The 18,075-nt window shown below is 41.2% G+C and carries 21 protein-coding genes; 14 read left to right on the top strand and 7 right to left on the bottom strand.

Annotation, left to right across the window (positions count from 1 at the left end; all coding sequences use genetic code 11):
* Positions 1-43: 43 nt before the first annotated feature.
* On the bottom strand, positions 44-457 hold the full coding sequence (locus RMZ95_RS09170) for an AbrB family transcriptional regulator (protein WP_322673146.1): 414 nt from the start codon (positions 455-457) through the stop codon (positions 44-46).
* 476 nt (positions 458-933) lie between these two features.
* On the opposite strand from RMZ95_RS09170, the gene RMZ95_RS09165 reads away from it, so the two are divergent.
* The 4 genes from RMZ95_RS09165 (at position 934) to RMZ95_RS09150 (ending at position 6,117) form a co-directional block, all read left to right on the top strand.
* Positions 934-1,374 carry an Rrf2 family transcriptional regulator gene (locus RMZ95_RS09165; protein ID WP_289798377.1) on the top strand — a complete coding sequence of 147 codons (441 nt, stop codon included), beginning with the start codon at positions 934-936 and terminating at the stop codon, positions 1,372-1,374.
* 50 nt (positions 1,375-1,424) lie between these two features.
* Positions 1,425-2,396: an adenosylcobinamide-phosphate synthase CbiB gene (cbiB, locus tag RMZ95_RS09160; protein ID WP_322686505.1), complete on the top strand. Its 972-nt coding sequence runs from the start codon at positions 1,425-1,427 to the stop codon at positions 2,394-2,396.
* A gap of 88 nt (positions 2,397-2,484) precedes the next feature.
* Positions 2,485-3,021: a bifunctional pyr operon transcriptional regulator/uracil phosphoribosyltransferase PyrR gene (pyrR, locus tag RMZ95_RS09155; RefSeq protein WP_094353001.1), complete on the top strand. Its 537-nt coding sequence runs from the start codon at positions 2,485-2,487 to the stop codon at positions 3,019-3,021.
* A gap of 513 nt (positions 3,022-3,534) precedes the next feature.
* On the top strand, positions 3,535-6,117 hold the full coding sequence (locus tag RMZ95_RS09150) for a GAF domain-containing protein (protein ID WP_322686506.1): 2,583 nt from the start codon (positions 3,535-3,537) through the stop codon (positions 6,115-6,117).
* A gap of 46 nt (positions 6,118-6,163) precedes the next feature.
* Here the strand turns inward: RMZ95_RS09150 and purN are convergent, their stop codons facing one another.
* Positions 6,164-6,823 (bottom strand): phosphoribosylglycinamide formyltransferase, encoded by a 660-nt coding sequence (gene purN / locus RMZ95_RS09145; RefSeq protein WP_322686626.1) that lies wholly within the window; start codon positions 6,821-6,823, stop codon positions 6,164-6,166.
* Between the two features lie 149 nt (positions 6,824-6,972).
* Here purN and RMZ95_RS09140 point away from each other — a divergent pair, with 149 nt between their 5' ends.
* The 3 genes from RMZ95_RS09140 to RMZ95_RS09130 all read left to right on the top strand — a co-directional run bounded on the left by RMZ95_RS09140 (position 6,973) and on the right by RMZ95_RS09130 (position 8,558).
* Positions 6,973-7,197, top strand: a complete 225-nt coding sequence (locus RMZ95_RS09140; RefSeq protein ID WP_322686507.1) for a ribbon-helix-helix domain-containing protein — start codon at positions 6,973-6,975, stop codon at positions 7,195-7,197.
* Complete coding sequence (locus tag RMZ95_RS09135; protein WP_322686508.1) at positions 7,184-7,522, top strand: type II toxin-antitoxin system PemK/MazF family toxin; 339 nt, start codon at positions 7,184-7,186, stop codon at positions 7,520-7,522. Before RMZ95_RS09140 ends, RMZ95_RS09135 begins: the two co-directional genes overlap by 14 nt.
* 154 nt (positions 7,523-7,676) lie before the next feature.
* Positions 7,677-8,558, top strand: a complete 882-nt coding sequence (locus RMZ95_RS09130; protein ID WP_322686509.1) for a sugar ABC transporter permease — start codon at positions 7,677-7,679, stop codon at positions 8,556-8,558.
* A gap of 128 nt (positions 8,559-8,686) precedes the next feature.
* Here RMZ95_RS09130 and RMZ95_RS09125 read toward each other — a convergent pair whose 3' ends face one another.
* Complete coding sequence (locus RMZ95_RS09125) at positions 8,687-9,253, bottom strand: thermonuclease family protein (RefSeq protein ID WP_322686510.1); 567 nt, start codon at positions 9,251-9,253, stop codon at positions 8,687-8,689.
* 192 nt (positions 9,254-9,445) lie between these two features.
* Between RMZ95_RS09125 and RMZ95_RS09120 the strand changes: the two genes are divergently transcribed.
* Together RMZ95_RS09120 and RMZ95_RS09115 are read left to right on the top strand one after the other, a co-directional pair.
* Positions 9,446-10,189, top strand: coding sequence for a ferritin-like domain-containing protein (locus RMZ95_RS09120; protein WP_322673152.1), 744 nt, complete (start codon positions 9,446-9,448; stop codon positions 10,187-10,189).
* 490 nt (positions 10,190-10,679) lie between these two features.
* On the top strand, positions 10,680-11,021 hold the full coding sequence (locus tag RMZ95_RS09115) for a helix-turn-helix domain-containing protein (protein ID WP_322673153.1): 342 nt from the start codon (positions 10,680-10,682) through the stop codon (positions 11,019-11,021).
* A 332-nt stretch (positions 11,022-11,353) separates the two neighbouring features.
* On the opposite strand, the gene RMZ95_RS09110 is transcribed toward RMZ95_RS09115, so the two are convergent.
* The 4 genes from RMZ95_RS09110 to RMZ95_RS09095 all read right to left on the bottom strand — a co-directional run bounded on the left by RMZ95_RS09110 (position 11,354) and on the right by RMZ95_RS09095 (position 13,376).
* Positions 11,354-11,746 carry a salt stress protein, Slr1339 family gene (locus RMZ95_RS09110; RefSeq protein WP_322686511.1) on the bottom strand — a complete coding sequence of 131 codons (393 nt, stop codon included), beginning with the start codon at positions 11,744-11,746 and terminating at the stop codon, positions 11,354-11,356.
* Between the two features lie 27 nt (positions 11,747-11,773).
* Complete coding sequence (locus RMZ95_RS09105) at positions 11,774-12,379, bottom strand: vWA domain-containing protein (RefSeq protein WP_292869171.1); 606 nt, start codon at positions 12,377-12,379, stop codon at positions 11,774-11,776.
* 56 nt (positions 12,380-12,435) lie between these two features.
* Entirely contained in the window at positions 12,436-13,041 is a 606-nt protein-coding gene (locus tag RMZ95_RS09100; RefSeq protein ID WP_322686512.1) for a VWA domain-containing protein, read from the bottom strand.
* Positions 13,042-13,130: 89 nt separating this feature from the next.
* Complete coding sequence (locus RMZ95_RS09095; protein WP_409882311.1) at positions 13,131-13,376, bottom strand: CHASE2 domain-containing protein; 246 nt, start codon at positions 13,374-13,376, stop codon at positions 13,131-13,133.
* 218 nt (positions 13,377-13,594) lie between these two features.
* Here RMZ95_RS09095 and RMZ95_RS09090 point away from each other — a divergent pair, with 218 nt between their 5' ends.
* From RMZ95_RS09090 to RMZ95_RS09070, 5 genes are all read left to right on the top strand, one after another.
* The gene (locus RMZ95_RS09090) at positions 13,595-13,753 is read left to right on the top strand and encodes a hypothetical protein (RefSeq protein ID WP_322686513.1); all 159 of its coding nucleotides are present in this window, start codon (positions 13,595-13,597) and stop codon (positions 13,751-13,753) included.
* A 6-nt stretch (positions 13,754-13,759) separates the two neighbouring features.
* Positions 13,760-14,998: an acyl-CoA dehydrogenase family protein gene (locus tag RMZ95_RS09085; protein ID WP_322686514.1), complete on the top strand. Its 1,239-nt coding sequence runs from the start codon at positions 13,760-13,762 to the stop codon at positions 14,996-14,998.
* Positions 14,999-15,518: 520 nt separating this feature from the next.
* A complete protein-coding gene (locus RMZ95_RS09080; protein WP_322686515.1) occupies positions 15,519-16,592 on the top strand; it encodes an aliphatic sulfonate ABC transporter substrate-binding protein in 1,074 nt (357 codons plus the stop codon).
* A 31-nt stretch (positions 16,593-16,623) separates the two neighbouring features.
* Entirely contained in the window at positions 16,624-17,652 is a 1,029-nt protein-coding gene (locus tag RMZ95_RS09075; RefSeq protein ID WP_322686516.1) for an ABC transporter substrate-binding protein, read from the top strand.
* 50 nt (positions 17,653-17,702) lie between these two features.
* On the top strand, positions 17,703-17,954 hold the full coding sequence (locus tag RMZ95_RS09070) for a hypothetical protein (protein WP_322686517.1): 252 nt from the start codon (positions 17,703-17,705) through the stop codon (positions 17,952-17,954).
* Positions 17,955-18,075 lie beyond the last annotated feature (121 nt).

The following is an 18,075-nucleotide window of genomic DNA, read 5'->3' as shown; positions in this document are numbered from 1 at the left end:
ACAAAGGACAAATGACAAAGGAGAATTGACTAATGACCATTTATTAAGCCGTGGCTTCTATGGCTTCATCATCTTCACGATCTTCTGGATCTACTTGTCTCAGACGAATGTGCTTTTTGCCTAAAGTGATCGCAAACTCATCTCCTGGTTTAAGATTCATCTGTTTTGTATAAGCTGAACCTATCAGTAAGTTACCATTCGATTGCACACTAATTCTATAGCTAGCACTACGTCCACCACGCCCATTAGCACTGGGTGTACTGTCTAACTGAATGCCTTCAGCATCAATTAGGGCATTTAAGAACTTCATCATATTGACGCGCTCTATACCATTTTTGGTAACGGTATAGTAGCCGCACTTCTTAGCTTTGTCTTCTTTGCTCTCGTTCTCTAGCTCTTTGACTTTTTTGAGCAGTTCTTCGCCGAGTAAGGGTTCAATTTTTTTCTGTTTAGGCATCAACTTAGGTCGAAAATGAATGTTTGAAGTGTTTGAATCGATTTTATTTTAGCTGAGGTTGAGCTAACAGGAACATAATCCTTTAGTTTTTATCTCAACCTAGCCAAGTATATTACACTCAGATGCACAATTGTTATGCCATTACCAATATTGGCAAGACAATCTATTTTAGAAAATCCTGGCAATGCTGATAACTATATATCTATATATATAGTTTGTGAATTCCTGCTAGACTATATAAGTTTTAAGTTTTCTAAACTAACCTCAAGAGGTTTTCTATTTCTTAAGGATGAGAACTGAGTCACAGAATGATAAGCAAAACTGATCCTTAGTGATTGGTCAATGGTAATTAGTCATTGGTTATTTAGAAACGACAAACTAAAGAAGTCTCAGAGTCGGAAGCCGACCATCAGAATTTCTTTTCAGGGAGATGCAGTGCCAACAAAGACAAAGGACAAACAACAAAACTTGCCAAAATGAAATTAACTACCAGAGGACACTATAGTGTAAAGGCGTTGCTGGATTTGAGTTTACAGCCAAGATATGGGCCTGCATCTGTAAGAGCGATCGCAAAACGCCAAGATATCCCAGCTCCTTACCTCGAAAAACTACTAATAGAAATGCGTCGTGCATCAATAGTTAAATCAATTCGTGGTAGCATCGGCGGATATCAATTGGCAAGAGAGCCTGCACAAATATCTATAGGAGAAATTTTAGAAGCTGTTGGCGAGACTAGCCATTTACCTCATCACACCCCAGCACCAACACAAGCTGAAGATTGGGTAACGTTTAGCCTTTGGCAGAGACTCAACCAAAAACTCAAAGAAGCTTTATACAGTATTACTCTGGCAGACCTTTATTACGATGCTCGCAGTCGGCAAGCTTCCCTTGGAGAAGAAGCTAGTTTTGTGGTTTAGTCAATAGTCAAAATATTGACCCTTGACTTTTAACCCAAGACTTGTGACTTATGACTAATAATATCTATATCTTAATAATTGCGGCATTTTTAGATTATTTAATTGGCGATCCTTGGGATTGGGCTCATCCAGTGCAAGTTATGGGGTGGGTAATTTCTCGCCTGACCAAGTTTTTTCTCCACTTATGTCAAAATTCTCTAACACAACGCCTAGCTGGAATTGCACTAGCTATTATTTTAATAATTGGTAGCGGTCTTGTTGGCTTTTTGATGATTCAAATTGCCAGATGGGTTCATCCATTCTTAGGAATTGCAATAAATACAATTCTTTTGGCTAGTTGTTTTGCTGGCAAAAGTTTGCGAGTAGCAGCGGAGGCTGTTTTACAACCTTTAACAGTCGGAGATTTAGAGAAGGCTCGGAAGATTTTAAGTAATTACGTTGGTCGAGATACTCAAAACCTCTCACAAGCAGAAATTTACCGAGCTGTTTTAGAAACTGTTGCAGAAAATGCCACCGATGGGGTGATGGCTCCGCTTTTTTATGCAATTATTGGTGTCTTTATACCAATTGTGGGGTCAACTCCCTTAGCTTTAGCATATAAAGCCAGCAGTACCCTTGATTCAATGGTGGGCTATCGGGAAGCACCCTATACTTATTTAGGATGGTTCTGTGCGCGCTTAGAAGATTATTTGACTTGGCTACCTTGTCGGTTAACAGTCGTGACTCTGGCACTGCTATCGGGTAAACCGATGCATATTTGGCAAATTTGCCGTCGCGATGCAATTAACGATCCTAGTCCCAATTCTGGCTGGAGTGAATGCGCCTATGCGGCATTTTTAGGTGTACAGATGGGGGGTACAAATTGGTATCGGGGGGTAGCTAAGTACAAACCACTGCTAGGAGATGCTCTTTATGCCATTACTGCAACTTCTATTCAGAATGCTTTACAGCTGACTCGATATTGTTATTTGCTATGGTTAGGGGTAGCGATCGCAATATTCTTAATGCTCCCAAATAGGTAATGATAAATATAAGTTAGGAGTTAGGAGTTAGGAGTTAAGAATAAAAATTCCTAGCTCTTAACTTATCACTCCTAACTGATGACTCGCTATGTCTGCCAAAGTAGTTGAAATTCTCTCATCCGAAGAAATCCGTCGTACCTTAACTCGCCTTGCCTCTCAAATTGTCGAAAGGACGCGTGATTTGTCTCAACTGGTGCTTCTTGGTATTTATACCAGGGGTGCGTTATTAGCCGAATTATTGGCGCGTCAAATTGAGACGCTCGAAGGTGTAGCAGTGTCAGTCGGTGCTTTGGATATTACATTTTATCGAGATGACCTTGACAAAATTGGATTGCGGACTCCAACGAAAAGCGAAATTCCTTTTGACCTTACGGGGAAAACGGTTGTACTCGTGGATGATGTGATTTTCAAAGGACGGACGATTCGCGCGGCTTTGAACGCAGTCAACGATTACGGCAGGCCAGAGGTGATTCGTTTAGCGGTGTTAGTAGACAGAGGCCATCGAGAATTACCAATTCACCCAGATTTTATTGGCAAGAAGTTGCCTACAGCTAAAGAAGAAATTGTCAAAGTTTACTTACAAAATTGTGATGGACGAGATGCAGTAGAGTTGATTGCAGATTAGCCTATGGAGGGCAAGGGGCAGGGGGCAGAGGAGCAGGGGAGCAGGGGAGCAGGGGAGCAGGGGAGCAGAGGGGCAGAGGGGCAGAGGGCAGGAAGTACAACTTTTTGTGTCTGATGCATGAATCCTGCATTTTGTCCCTCATGTACTTGAAAAATAATCTCAGTAATCAAACGGACATGAGATTACGGGTAAGGGTAAGGGTAACTGTGAAAAGAAGTCTGTAGAACCTCGTTAAAAAATAAAGATTGTTTGGCTGTGTTGTCAGCAAACTACAACTCCTAATGAGAAAATAAGATATTCCAACCAAGCGATCGCCATAAAATTGTTGACAAACCTGTTAATCAGACCCAATTTTTTGAATTTAAAGCAAACAAAAGCATTATCGAACATGACCTAGAACATTAGTGCCTTAAAATACTCCTGAAAGCCAGTCCTTGTTTTATAAGTTTTATGTAGAATTTGGTGGTGAGGTTATTTACTTGATTCTCACTTGCAGCAATCCAGGTTTCATTTATGAGTCAGTCTTTTTCTCAAAACCAAGCAAGACGAAATCACCAACAGAGACTCTGGCAACAAAAATGGAGTTTAAAGACTAAAGCAATAGTTTGGGCACTAAGTATCAGCGTCCTTCCTGTAGTTGCAATTGGGACAGCTACTTACAACTATGGCATTAATTTAATTAACACACAAACTCCGCAAGTAAGACTTGAGAGTAGAGAAAGTTCAATAGAAACTGAACTTGCTCTACAAAGACAATTGTTACTCTTGTTAACTGGTATGGGAGTGACAGCAATTTTAGCAGGTGCGATCGCTGTTTTTGTGGCGAATCGAGTTATGAGTCGAGTCAGCAACGTTGCTGCAATCTCTAATAAGATTAAAAAGAGGCTACGTCCAGACAGTGAGTTTACTCAAGTCTTTATCGCTAGCCAAGATGAATTAGTGATGTTAGAGAAAAACATCACCTCATTCACAGACCTGCTTTCGGTTTTGGTAGAGGAGAAAGAAGCCGAAGCCGATTATTCCCAAATATTAATCAAAATTACCCGTTGGGTTCGAGAATCATTCAATGAAGAAGATGTTCTAAAAACTACCTCAGAAGAAATTCGTAAAGCTTTAAGCATCGATCGCGTCACCATCTTTTGCTTCGACTCGAACTATAATGGAACCTTTATCGCCGAATCAGTAGCACCTGGTTTACCGAAAATATTAGGGGTTACAGTCTCCGATCCGGGATTTGAGGCAGGGTATATAAAAAAATACCACAATGGTAGCATCCATGCTATTGATAATATCCATCAAGCCGATCTCAGTGATGCTGATATTGAGTTGCTGGAGCAATTTGCTGTCAAATCTAATTTAGTCGCACCTATTCTCAAAGGCAAACAGCTATTCGGTTTATTGATTGCACATCAATGTTCTAGAATTCGCTTTTGGCAACAATCTGAGATTGATTTGTTCTCTCAGATAGCCATGCAAGTAGGATTTGCCCTTGACTACGCCAAGCTTCTACAACAAGTAGATACCAAAGCAGATAAAGCTCAGGTATTTATCGAAATTACCCGTAACATTCGCCAATCGCTCAACGAAGAGGATGTCCTCAAAACGACGGTCGAAGAGGTTCGCAAAGCTCTGAGTACTGACCGAGTACTGGTTTATAGCTTTGATGCTAATTGGTCTGGAATTATAATTGCCGAATCAGTGGTTCCAGGTTATCCCAAAGTTTTGCGGTCTGAAATCCAAGACATCTGTTTCAGTCAGGGTTATGTAGAAAAGTATCAATCTGGTCGCGTTGTAGCCACAAACAACATTTACCAAGCCGATTTGGCTGATTGCCATATTAACTTACTCGAATCCTTTGCTGTCAAAGCAAATTTGGTCGCTCCTATTCTCAAAGATGAACAGCTATTTGGCTTATTAATTGCACATCAATGCTCCAGACCCCGTGATTGGCAACAATCTGAGATTGATTTATTTGCTCAGATAGCGATGCAAGTCGGGTTTGCTCTCGACCATGCAAGACTCCTGCAACGAATCGAGGCTGAGGGTGTGCAAAGTCAGTTGTTAGCAGATACTATCGGCAGTATTCGCCAATCACTCAACGAAGAGGATGTCCTCAAAACCACTGTGGAAGAGGTTCGCAAAACTCTGAGTACTGACCGAGTCATGGTTTATAGCTTTGATACTAATTGGTCTGGAACAGTGATTGCTGAATCAGTTGTTCTCACCTACCCAAAAGTTTTACGAGCTGAAATCCAAGACCCATGTTTCGGTCAAGGCTATGTAGAAGAGTATCGCTCTGGTCGCGTTCTGGCAATCAACAACATTTATGAAGCCGGTTTGGCTGACTGCCATATTAACTTACTCGAATCCTTTGCTGTCAAAGCAAATCTGGTCGCCCCCATTCTCAAAGATAAAGAGCTATTTGGCTTGTTAATTGCACATCAATGCTCCAAACCCCGCGATTGGCAACAAACTGAGATTGATTTATTTGGTCAGATAGCAATCCAGGTAGGGTTTGCTCTCGATCATGCAAGACTTTTGCAAAGAATTGAAGCAGAAAGGATGCGAAGTCAGTTACTAGTGGATATTATCCGCAGCATTCGCCAATCGCTCAAGGAAGAGGATATCATCAAAACTACTGTGGAAGAGGTTCGCAAAGCACTTAGTACTGACCGAGTGTTGGTTTATAGCTTTTACGCTAATTGGTTCGGAATTATTATTGCTGAATCAGTGGTTCCAGGTTATCCCAAAGTTTTGCGGTCTAAAATTCACGACCCTTGTTTTACTGAAGGTTATGTAGAAAAGTACCAATCTGGTCGCGTTGTCGCAATCAACAACATTTATGAGTCTAGTTTGGCTGATTGTCACATTAAACTGCTCGAATCTTTTGGTGTGAAAGCAAATTTAGTAGCACCAATTATTAAAGATGAGCAGCTATTTGGCTTGTTAATTGCACATCAGTGTTCTGAACCCCGCGATTGGCAACAATCTGAGATTGATTTATTTGCCCAGATAGCGATGCAAGTAGGATTTACTCTCGATCATGCTAGGCTCCTACAAGCGTATCAAACTGCTGAAGCTAACTGTGAGGAATAGTAGGGGCGCGCAGCTAGCTGTGCGCCCTTAATTGATATATGTATTTTTACGTTACGCTTAGTGTAACTTTTGACGAAGCTGCGAGGGCGATCGCTAATGGTAAAATTCGATGTTCCTGAATTTGAATCCTGGCGTGGAGTGTTTCTGCTGTATCATCCGGCAGTACTGGTACTGCGGCTTGCATTAATATTGGGCCGCTATCCATTTCTAAGCAAGCTATATGCACTGTACAACCAGTAATTTTTACTCCAGATGCCAAGGCTTGTTCTACAGCATGAATTCCTTTGAAACTAGGTAACAAACTAGGATGGATATTGATAATCCTCTCAGGAAAGGCATCAATGAAAACTGACGTTAATAGTCGCATCCACCCTGCCAAAATCACCCATTCTACATCGTAGTCCCGCAATGTCTGCACAATTTTTTCGTCAAACTCTTCTCGGTTTTGATAGTTGCGATGATTTAATAAAACAGTTTCTACACCTCTATTAGCTGCTCTGACAGCTGCTTTCGCCGAGGGGTTATTGTAAATTAAAACTTGAATTTGGGCATTTAGCCGCCCATCTTCGATAGCTTGGGCAACTACGTCAAAATTGCTGCCATTCCCAGAAGCCATAATTCCCAGCTTTAATGGGGCGAATTGTTGGCAATCATCGCTAATGTTGGGAGAAATTAAGCTCAGGGTAGAATCAAGGCAAAGAGTCATAACAGCTAGGAGGGTTAATTTATATATGCCAAAAATATATACTAAGTCGTGGTTGGATAATGATGCAGTAAGTAGCAGCATCGATTTACTGACTTGAGATTAAGCTAGTATATTAGTAGGAATTATTTTTGCTACTAACTGGTAGGAAGATGAATGTAGAAAAACTCTCTATTTCCTTACCACCGTCTTTAGTAGAGTTTGTCGAAAATTACAAGCTCAATAAAGGCTGTAAATCTCGTTCTCAAGTAATTGAAGAAGCATTAGAATTGCTGCGAAACCGAGAATTAGAGGCAGCTTACCGAGAAGCATCTGCTGAAGTTGATAACGATTGGGATGTGACAGTGGCAGATGGTTTAACAGATGAAACGTGGTGATATTTATTACGCAAATCTTAGTCCGGTGATGGGTTCAGAAATGGGTAAACGTCGTCCAGTGCTAATTGTCAGTAATAATATAAGTAATAGTGCTGCTACCACTGTAACAATTTTACCGCTTACTTCTAATGTGAGCCGTGTTTATCCCTTTGAAGTTCTGCTTAATCCAGAGGTTAGTGGTTTAACAAAGTCTTCTAAAGTACAGGCGCAGCAAGTGCGAACAATTTCTAAGCAACGAATTACTGGTGAAGTATTAGGTAGTTTAAACGAAGAGATGATGGTACTAATTGATGCGGCGTTAAAATTGCATTTGGGATTGGTTTGAGTTTGCAGAAAAATAGCGATGTTTAAGTAAAGACTCCAAGTAGAGATCATTATGAACCAAGAGCAAACCCCAAGCGATCGCTAATGTTGGGAGAAATTAAGCTCAGGGTAGAATCAGGGCGGAAAGTCATAACAGCTAGAAAGGTTAATTATAGATGCCAAAAATATATACTAAGTCGTGGTTGGATAATGATACAGTAGCCGCGTGGATTTTTCTCGCACCAGCATTAATTTTGCTGGGTGTTTTTATCATTTGGCCGATTGCCTATTTGTTCTACCTCAGTTTCACTGCTGGTAGTTTCACTTTAAAAGGTATTTATTGGATAGGCTTAAAAAACTATTGGCGCTTGCTGCTCGACCCCGACTTCTTGCAAGTGGTGGGTAACACTTTTTATTTTACGATCGCCACCATCATTCCCAGTTTAGTTATCTCCTTGGGGTTAGCAGTACTATTAAACCGTTCCATTCCCTTGCGGGGCATCCTGCGGAGTGCCTATTTTCTACCTTCAATTATCTCACTTGTGGCAGCAGGTTTGGGGTTTCGCTGGCTGTTTCAAACATCAGGCCCAGTTAACGGACTTTTAAATTTTTTTGGCATTTCAGAAATATCCTGGCTAGGAGACACATTTTGGGCAATGCCAGTAATTATTTTAATGAGTATTTGGAAACAACTGGGTTTCAATATGGTAGTTTTTTTAGCAGGGTTGCAAGCAATTCCTCCCAGTCGTTATGAAGCAGCAGACTTAGATGGAGCAAATGCTTGGCAACAATTTTGGTATATTACTCTGCCCGGATTGCGCCCGACTGTGATATTTGCAGTCATTACTACCGCAATTTTTACATTGCGGAGTTTTGAGCAAGTTTTTGTGATGACTGGCGGTGGGCCACTAAATTCAACTAATCTGCTGGTTTACTACATTTACCAAGAGGCTTTTGGTCAATTTGATTTTGGTTATGCAGCAGCAGGAGCGACTGTATTATTAGCAGTGACGCTGGTACTAGTTTATTTGCAACTGCAAACTTGGGGAGAGGAGTAGAGGAGGCAGGGGGCAGGGGGCAGAAGGCAGGAGGAGGAGCAGGGAGGATTTTGGAAGTTGCTAAGATAATACCGCAAATGTGCAATGCCAAAAAATTTAGTGTATTGAATTAGAAACAGCTAGAGTTTTTACTTTTTATATAAGCTGCGATATTCCCAAGGATTTATAAATTTAGTATCGCTCCAAATGCCGAGCCGTTGCTCCTTAGCCTTAGCTTCGGCTTGTTGAACTAAATCTTTACTAGGACACTTGTTTAAATAAGGGCGATAGACTTTTGCTAAACCTTCTTGCAACAATACCTGTTGCACAAAAGTACCATTTTTTAAACGGACTTCGGCAATTTTGCGTCCATAGCGATCGCTATCGGTGATATTCAAAGTTACGCGATCGCCTCCTTGTTGCACCAGTTGTTGCACCCGTTCTTGGGCTTTTACACCCCAAGTAAATTGATTGCGATCGCTAGTACGTTTACTCTGCTTTTCTTTATTAGTATGAGCTATTTCTGGCGCATCTACACAAGCAAAGCGCACGGTAAGATTTTTGCCATCGGCATCTTTCACTACTAAAGTATCACCATCACTGACTCGTTCAACTGGTTCTCCAGAAGTACCGATAAAGCGATCGCAGCCGAACAAACCCAAAATTATGATAGTTGCGCAAAGCCAAAATCGCACTGCTTTAGTTAATTTCTCCATCCAAAGTTACCAAATTATCTCTGTGGGATGATACTAGCAAAATGAAAAGATATATTTGTTAACTGTTGAGATACTCCCACAGGCAATTCAAAATTCAAAATTCAAAATGATAAGACCCTCTGGCGGCAACGGAATAGAAAATGCGGATTAGTATAAGAATTGTAACCTTCCAATTGTCAGCGGGAATTTCTGATGAACTTCTTGACTCACGTTCTGCATCTAGCTGGTACAGGTGTCTTTGCCTATTACTCTGCTGCTCAAATTCGTGATTCTAAAACCCGTCCCAACATCCTTGCCGGGTTTCAGTTGGCCGAATCTGGCTCTGTGCCATTTTTATCTGCACTTAGCGATCGCGCCGCAGCTGAAGGCGATACATGGCTAGCCGAAAAACTAGCAAAACATGCATCAGATGAAACTAAGCATGGTCAAATTTTCGCCCACGCTTTACAACAGCTGAATAAACAAGTTATAGATTTCAAACGTCAACCCCAAACTACATCTACAAAAAAATCACAACAGCGTAGTCCCTTTTTTGCAGCATTCTATGAAGGCTACACCCAAGAACAGCTAAAACCAGCTGTAATTGACTGGGATGTGTTTATGGCTAGCACATACATTCTGGAGTTAGATGCTAGCAAAGACTTTGCGCGAATGGCGAAAGTATTACCTGATAACGAGCCAACCGCTCGTAATTTGAAGTTAGGAATGCTAAGTATTGCCCAAGACGAAACTGGACATGCTGCTTATCTTTACGAAGCGATGATGCGCCGGATGTCTGCAACTGAAGTGCAAAACCTCGTAGATATGTGGCGAACTCGCAAGGTAAACGCCTTGTTGGCAATGGTTGGCGGTATCCTTCAGCGTAATGGCGAAACGCGATCGCTAGTCCAAGATAGTGCGCCGTCGGAAATCGATTCTGAGTTAGTAGCTACGTAATTATAGATATTTTGAGTATCTAATCATGAACTACCCTTAACTCAAAAAGCGTGGAGAGATTACCTTGTCTGGAAGACTCTACTTGATTGGATAGCTATAGGACTCATATTTGATTTTTGACAAAAACTCAGTACACCTTTATTCCTTCTTCCCAGTTCCCAGTCCCCATTACCCCTTATTCCCAGAGGGGGCCCCACCATCCCCAGTCCCTAGTCCCTACGATTAATTCAGAAATCAAATCGGATTGCTATAGTTATCTAATTACAAAATAAGCGATGCCTACGGCGGTAAACTACGCACTTTGATGATTACTGTAACAGTAATCATCAAACATCTGCCTCCAGTTGACTGTGAAAGATAGCAAGTATCTACTGTATTGTCATATTCCCGCAGCTGCTACACTAGTTATGAAAGACCTAAAACAAGTAATAATCAGATAACTAGCGGTATATCCAGCAAATCTGAGTCAGGTGATTCCTACAACAAAACTATGAAAGCTGAAGCAGAAAACCATTTCAGGCTGACTTGTGAAGTAGAAACTACCCTAAAAGTGATTGGCGGACGCTGGAAAGTTTTAATTATTAGAGAATTAATGACTGGTGTCAAACGCTTTGGTGAGTTGCAACGAGCTTTACCTGGAGTTACGCAAAAGATGCTAACCCAGCAACTCAGAGAAATGGAGGAAGATGGAATTATTCATCGAGAAGTTTATCCCCAAATTCCACCCAAGGTAGAATATTCACTGACACCTTTAGGAGAAACTTTGCAACCAATTCTCTATGCTATGCATGAATGGGCTGTGCAACATTTAGCTCGAACAAATCACCATTAATGTTGATTATAGTCAATAAATAATAATTGCTAATTTAACTTGAATATGTAGGGTGGGTTATGGCTTTCGTAACTCACCATTTGAGGTTTTCGGTGCGTTACGCTAATGCGCCAACACACTCGACACATCTACTAATACCAATTCAATTAATGATTGCAACATATCCTTGGGTAAAGACGCGATGAATCGCGTCTCTACAAATGGTCTATTTGTCGCATTCGTTTTTTAAATTGGTAGAATTATTTGCGCTTACTTAACTTAAATAATAATTGCTAATTTTCAATTCGAGTGAGCAGATTTATCTATGGTGTCTTAAATTTTGAATTTTAAGTTTATTCACTGCTTTTTAAATATTCAATCGCTGCCTCTAATTTTGAAGGATAACTTTCAGCAAACCTTTCAAACCAAAGTCCTTCGGATGAAAGTGGATCTACTTTGGCTAACCATTCTTTTGCCTGTACTTTCAAAGCTTCTAGTTGTTTGGCTTTGAGTTGTTCTTGTCGAACCTTTTCTTGTTCTAGTTCTTGCTGTCTTTTTAATTCAATAGCAGCATCCTCTTGGGCAAAATCAGCCTGAACTTCTGCCAAAAGTTTATCCATGAAAGATGCCGACTTCGGCAATGGTGGAATAAACGATTTGGCTGTGGCTGATTTTGATTGCGGTTGTGGTTGTACTTCTTTGTATTCAGTTTCGAGTTGGGCTAACAGCTTATCAAGGGAATCCATTTTTGCAATTCCTAAAAAATAGTATAGCTAGTCATTAATAGCATTGAGTAGCACTTCCGATAGACTCAAATCTTCCATGTCTTCCATAGTAATGGTGTCACAGATATCAAACTTAGCACCAGCACTTTGGAGTTCATCATCTAAGACTTTGAGAAAGCGGGTAGCTTGTTGATCTGTGCCAACTTGAATAAAAGAAATAGCTAATTCTTCATCTCGATCGATGCGGCGAGAAGCTTCGATAATCACCCTCATAACTGCTTTGCGATCGTCCGGTTCACCATCAGTAACCACTAAAATGGTTTCACCATTTGGTTTGGTTTGACCGGCTGCTTTGCGTTGAAGGTAATCATCAGTTGCATGTTTTAACACACTTGCCAAGTCAGTTGTACCAGAGGGATCGTTCTCTCGAAAAATTTGTGACACCTTGCTGGATGTGACATTTTCGTATCGCTTAAATTTGCCAGAAAACACATAGATAGTAATGCCATCTGGGTCAAATTGCTCGCATTTACTAGCTAAAGCTAAAGTTGATTCTTGGGCTGCAACCCATCTAGTTCTACCACCCTTTTGATCTTGGGTTGCCATACTACCGCTTTTGTCAATAATCAAGGTATAATCACGATTTTCTAGCATGATTCGATTCTCCAATTAAGAATTAATAGTTACTGAACTATGGGCGGCCAAACATATTAGTCAGTTATGGCGTTCGTCAATACATCTACAAGACTCATTTCTTCTAAGTCGTCTAAAGTGACGGTATCGCAAATATCAAATTTAGCGCCAACACTTTGTAATTGGTCATCCAAGGCTTTGAGGAATTTAGTTGCTTGGGCATCTGAACCTACTTGAATAATCGAAATTCCTAATTCTTCATCACGTTCCATTTGGCGAGTAGCATGAATGATGACTTCAAACACAGCTTTGCGATCGTCTGGTTCGCCATCGGTGATCACTAAAATTGTTTCTCCGTTTGGCTTGGTTTTACCAGCTGCTTTGCGTTGAAAGTAGTTATTGAGGGCATCCTGGAGTACACCAGCTAAATTTGTTGTGCCAGCAGGGTCATTTTCGAGAAATATCTGGGCGACTTTGGCTGAGGTGACATCATCGTAGCGTTTAAATCTACCAGAAAACACGTAAACGGTGATGCCATCGGGGTCAAACTGTTCGGCTTTTCTGGCCAAAGCAAGAGTAGACTCTTGAGCGATTTCCCATCTACTTCTACCACCCACTTGGTCGGGTGTAGACATACTACCGCTTTTATCAATGATTAAGGTATAGTCGCGATCGCTCATCATAATCTTCCTTTGATTGTTACCCTGTGGTTCTAGTCTAATCTACGAATTTGACGATACCGCAAGCATTTTAAGGTTTTGTATCAATTGTGCTACTCACAAAAGCCACGCCATTGCTTATGCCAGTTGCGTAAGTCCTGAAGTTGATTGTGACCTGGTTCAACAGGGACATTTTTGAAAAGGTCGAGTCCGATCGCACGAGGTTTGTAAGTTTCCAACTTGTTTAGTAAATCTGCAATTTCACCATCGGGTATAGGATATCCTCCGGCTTGAGCAATATAATCTTCATCAATGCCAATAATTACTACATGTTCATTAACAGGTTCGGGTGGACGCAGACGTAAAACTGTTACCCCAACACAAACATCGGTTGTGTATGGGATTTTAAACTTCTTCGAGTAGGATAAAAATTGTCCTTGAAGAAGTTCATAAATTTGGCATAAAACATATTGACAACTTGGGGAAAATTTGGGAGTATCAAACTACGGTAATTCGGTATAGTTTTAGTATTTTATAAAATTTAAATACATCTAAAACCGTTACAGAGCAATGGTTTTTGTCGAGTGCAGTCGGTGGCTTGAATATGTTACCAGATGTAATCGCCTCAAGGCTGGGAACATTCTTCAAGTTTGCAGTGCTAAAGTCGCCTCACCCAGAAATAGCAATTGCCTCACCACTCACCAACATAGATTTTTCACAGGATATTCGGAGATAGAAACTAATGATTAAGAGTCCAGAGAAACTTGCAGATACGACAATTCAGTTTTCGGCTCCTGTGAGAGCAAACTCGCCGGAACTCCAGCAGCTTTTTGATTTTATTGCTATAGGAGCAAGTGAGCGCGATCGCGATCGCATCCTTCCTTATAATGTGGTTGAATTAATCCGGCGTTCTCGGTTGGGTGCATTGCGAATCCCCGTAGCTGAAGGTGGTAGTGGTAGCAGCGCACGCGAACTATTCGAGGTCGTGATTCGGCTGGGAGATGCCGATCCAAACGTCGCTCACATTGTGCGGAATCATTTCTCTGTGACAGAGCGAATTTTGCGTTCTGAGCGCACTCAAAGGAATCAGCGATGGCTGAAAGCTGTGGTCGATGGCGCGATTATTGGACTTGCTACGACCGAATTAGAAGTCAAGCGATCTGGTGGTGGTCAAGTCGCGAATACAAAATTAACACCGGATGGCGACGGCTATCGGCTGAATGGAACCAAGTATTACAGCACTGGCAGCCTTTATGCAGACTTGATTTTCGTGCGTGTGCTAGTACCCGATGGCACTAAAGCGTTTATCCTCATTCCCACCAACCGCGAGGGGATTGACCTTGTGGATGACTGGGATGGCTTCGGACAAAGACTTACAGGTACAGGAACAACTACATTCACTAATGTACGTGTAGAGGCAGATGAAGTAATTTTTGAGACAGACACAGACAAAGACAACCTGCCATATAACATCGTTCCGCAACTATTCCTGACAGCAATCAACGCCGGCATTATTCGCAGCGTTCTGCGCGATGCTACAGCCCTCGTCCGTACCAGACCCCGGACTTTCTACCATGCCGTAAGCGAGCAGGCAACAGAAGATCCAATTATACAGCAAACTGTTGGACAGATTGCCGCTAATGCTTTTGCTGCCGAAGCGATCGTTTTAGCGGCAGCTGATGGTCTCGATCGCCTCCCTGCTGCCCAAGCTCAGGGTGAAGAGGCAGAAACGGCTGTGGCACTGGCAACTTCTTTGAGTGCAGCCAAAGCCAAATTGATTGTTGATGATTTGGCTCTACGTTCGGCCACCTTGCTGTTTGAAGTGGGTGGGGCTTCCACAACTAAAAAAAGCTCCAACTTCGATCGTCATTGGCGCAACGCCCGTACCTTATCCTCACACAACCCAAATCATTTTAAGGCTCGTGCGATCGGCGACTACGAGATTAACGGTACACCATTGCCGCAACGAGGATTTTTCTAATTTTGTTCAGACCCCTGACTTCTAACATCCGGGAAACGACTTTATAGACATCTTGCAAAAGCAACTTTTGCAAGAAGTTGGGAAAAGGTTAAAGGTAAAGGGGAAATTCCATCGCTTTTCCCTTTACCCCCGCCCCTTATCCCCTTCTTGGGACTCCACCTTCCCCACAAATGCCAAGAAGTCTTATGAGTATGTATCAGAAATCGAGGATCTTGCAGCCAACCGAAACCGTTGAGAGGAACTATGAGTACAATTAACACTTAGCAACTAATGGTTTAATTAAATTAAAAGAAAACGAGTTTGTTTTCTCACTACTTGAGTGTAGATTCACCTAAAAATACCTGCACTAAATTCTCATAGTCAAAGATAAAGAAATATTGATTAGATTTGAACAGTTCATCAAAAGGTGGTATCTTCTCTCTTAATACTACGGTAAGTCAATCGATTTAACGTATTTTACTCGTTATCGTCATAGATATGGCTGCTTAAACTCCTAAAAATTGATATCAAGGAGTCAATTGTGGTGAATTCTTTAAAAGAACATTGCTTAGAGTACAAACAAAAATGTTCTGCCAGTAGAATCTTTGCGATCGCAACGTTTTTTCTTGGTTTGATAGCTTCTGGTTGCAGTCAACAAAAAGCTATCAATGTCGTAGCTAACTCAGATTCTTCTTCAAAAACTCTCACTACTAAAACTACAGAGAAAAACAATGTGATTCGCTTGGGCTACCAAAAAGGAGGGATTATTCCCATTGCACGACAACGGGGTGAGTTAGAGCGTCAGTTAGTAACCCAAAATATTAAAGTTGAATGGAGTGGGCCATTTGACCGTTGCGCTACGCTTTTAAGTTCTCTCAATGGTAATCGGGCAGATATTGGTGGATGTGGTGATATTCCTTCTATCTCTGGAATTGCTGCCAGACAACCTCTTTGTATTGGCTCTGTACAGCGTCCTAGTCCAGATTCTTTAAGTAGTGCCATCTTAGTTCGTGGTGATTCTCCCATTCAAAAACCGACTGATTTAGTCGGTAAAAAAGTTGCAGTTAATCAAGGTGGCGCGGGCGAATATCTGTTATTAAAAGTTTTGGAAAAAGAAAATATTCCTTCATATAAAGTTCAGCGAGTTTATCTATCACCAAATGACGCTGCACCTGCTCTATATCAAAATTCTGTTGATGCGTGGGCAGTTTGGGAACCTTATATTTCCATTGCCCAATTAGAGCATAAGGCGCGAAGAATTACCACTAAACACCCTGCTCCTACCTACGGCATTATGATTGTTCGTACTGATGCAGCTAAAGAAAATCCTGTAGCTGTGAAAGCTGCTCTTACTGCTTTGAGTCAGGATGGTGAGTGGTTAAATCAACATACTAATGCTGCATCAGATTTTCTAGTTAAAGAGCTAAAAGTCTCTGATGCGGTAGCCAAGCAAGTGACTAAAAATCGAGGCCCAGAGTCTTACGTATTTCCTAATACTGAAGATATCGCCAAGCTTCAGAAAACAGTTGACTGGTTACTAGAGCAAAAAATTATTCCGCAACGAGTAGATATTGCTACAGCAGTATGTCCGTTAGAAACTACCGCTGTTAGGTAGAAAAGATGACAATAATATACCCAAAAATAACGTGTCTATCAATTTGCAGCAAAATTTTTCCTTCTCTTTGGGTTGCTTGTTAGTAGCAACAACAGCTTGCTCAGAGGTTAAGTCTACCAGTCCGGCAACGATCGCTACTAATCCTAGTGCGTCCCAAGTCGCACTATCGAATACAACTCAACTGCATGTTGCTAAATTTAAAGGTGGCTGGGACTTAAATTTAAAGTTAGCTAAATTAGATAATTTCCCTTATCAAACTCAATTTACTGAGTTTACTGGGGGTAATTTGATGGTGCAGTCAATCAATGCTGGTGCGATTGACTTGGGTTCAGCTAGTGAAATTCCGCCGATTTTTGCGATTGAATCGAAAGCAGCTGTAAAAATTATTGCCACTCTCAAAGGGCCTACAGTTGCTCAAGTTGTACTCGTACCCAAAAACTCGACTGCCAAAACGATCGCTGACCTTAAAGGTAAGAAAGTGGGTTACGTTAAAGCTACAACTGCCCACTACTTCCTGATTAAGATGTTGGAAAAAGTCGGGCTAACGATGAAGGATATCAATGCAACTCCTTTATCGATACCTGATGGACTAGCCGCTTTTCGTAAAGGACAGCTTGATGCTTGGGCTACCTACGGTTACTCCATTCCCCAAGCCAAAAAAGAAGGGGCGCGGGTGCTGGAATCTGCAAAAGATATTTTGAGCGGTAACTTCGTAATTATTGCTTCACCGAATGCGATCGCCGATCCCCAAAAGAAAGTTGCGATCGCTGATTTTCTCTGTCGTTTGCAGAAATCCCAAAATTGGCGGGAATCTAATCTCAAGCAATGGTCGAAGAATTATGCAAAGACCATTGATGTTGATGAAGGTATCGTTTATCAAGATGCTAAACAAGGACTACAACAGCGTCGTCAAGAATTACTTCCTGTTTCTGACGAAGCTATTGCTTCTCAGCAAAAGGTTGCTAATACCTTTTTTCAAGCGGGTGTAATTTCCACAAAAGTTGATGTTAAACAACTTTGGGACAGCAGTTTGAACCAAGATATCGCCAAATGCCAATAATTGCAGCAATAAGTAAAAAGCTAAATGTCAAAATCACCTGATTTTTAATCATGGTAAAAATGATGTTTCATGGAATAGAAAGAGAATTATTAAATGGAGTACCTTGGTTATTTGAGCAACAGTCTCAATTACCACATCATCTGCAATTAACAGATCGGCAAGAACATGAGATCCGTGATATTTGGGAATTACCACCACAAGAATCTCCTCATCGCCAGCCTGTTGTTAAGCAGGAGATAAAACAGTTTGGGATTTTTAGCAAACTAAAAAGTTTTTCTTTAAAGGCGATCGCCAATAAATAAAGATAAGCGTTATCAGCTACTCAAATTAATAGAAAATTTCAACTAATTTGCAATGTGCAGTACACCTTTAGAGATGATTTATAAAGTAAAGCTTAAATTGTAGGGTGCGTTATAGCAACGC

The sequence above is a fragment of the Nostoc sp. DedQUE07 genome (genome assembly GCF_034530975.2).
GTDB lineage: Bacteria > Cyanobacteriota > Cyanobacteriia > Cyanobacteriales > Nostocaceae > Nostoc.
This window is presented reverse-complemented; position numbering and strand designations above follow the sequence as displayed.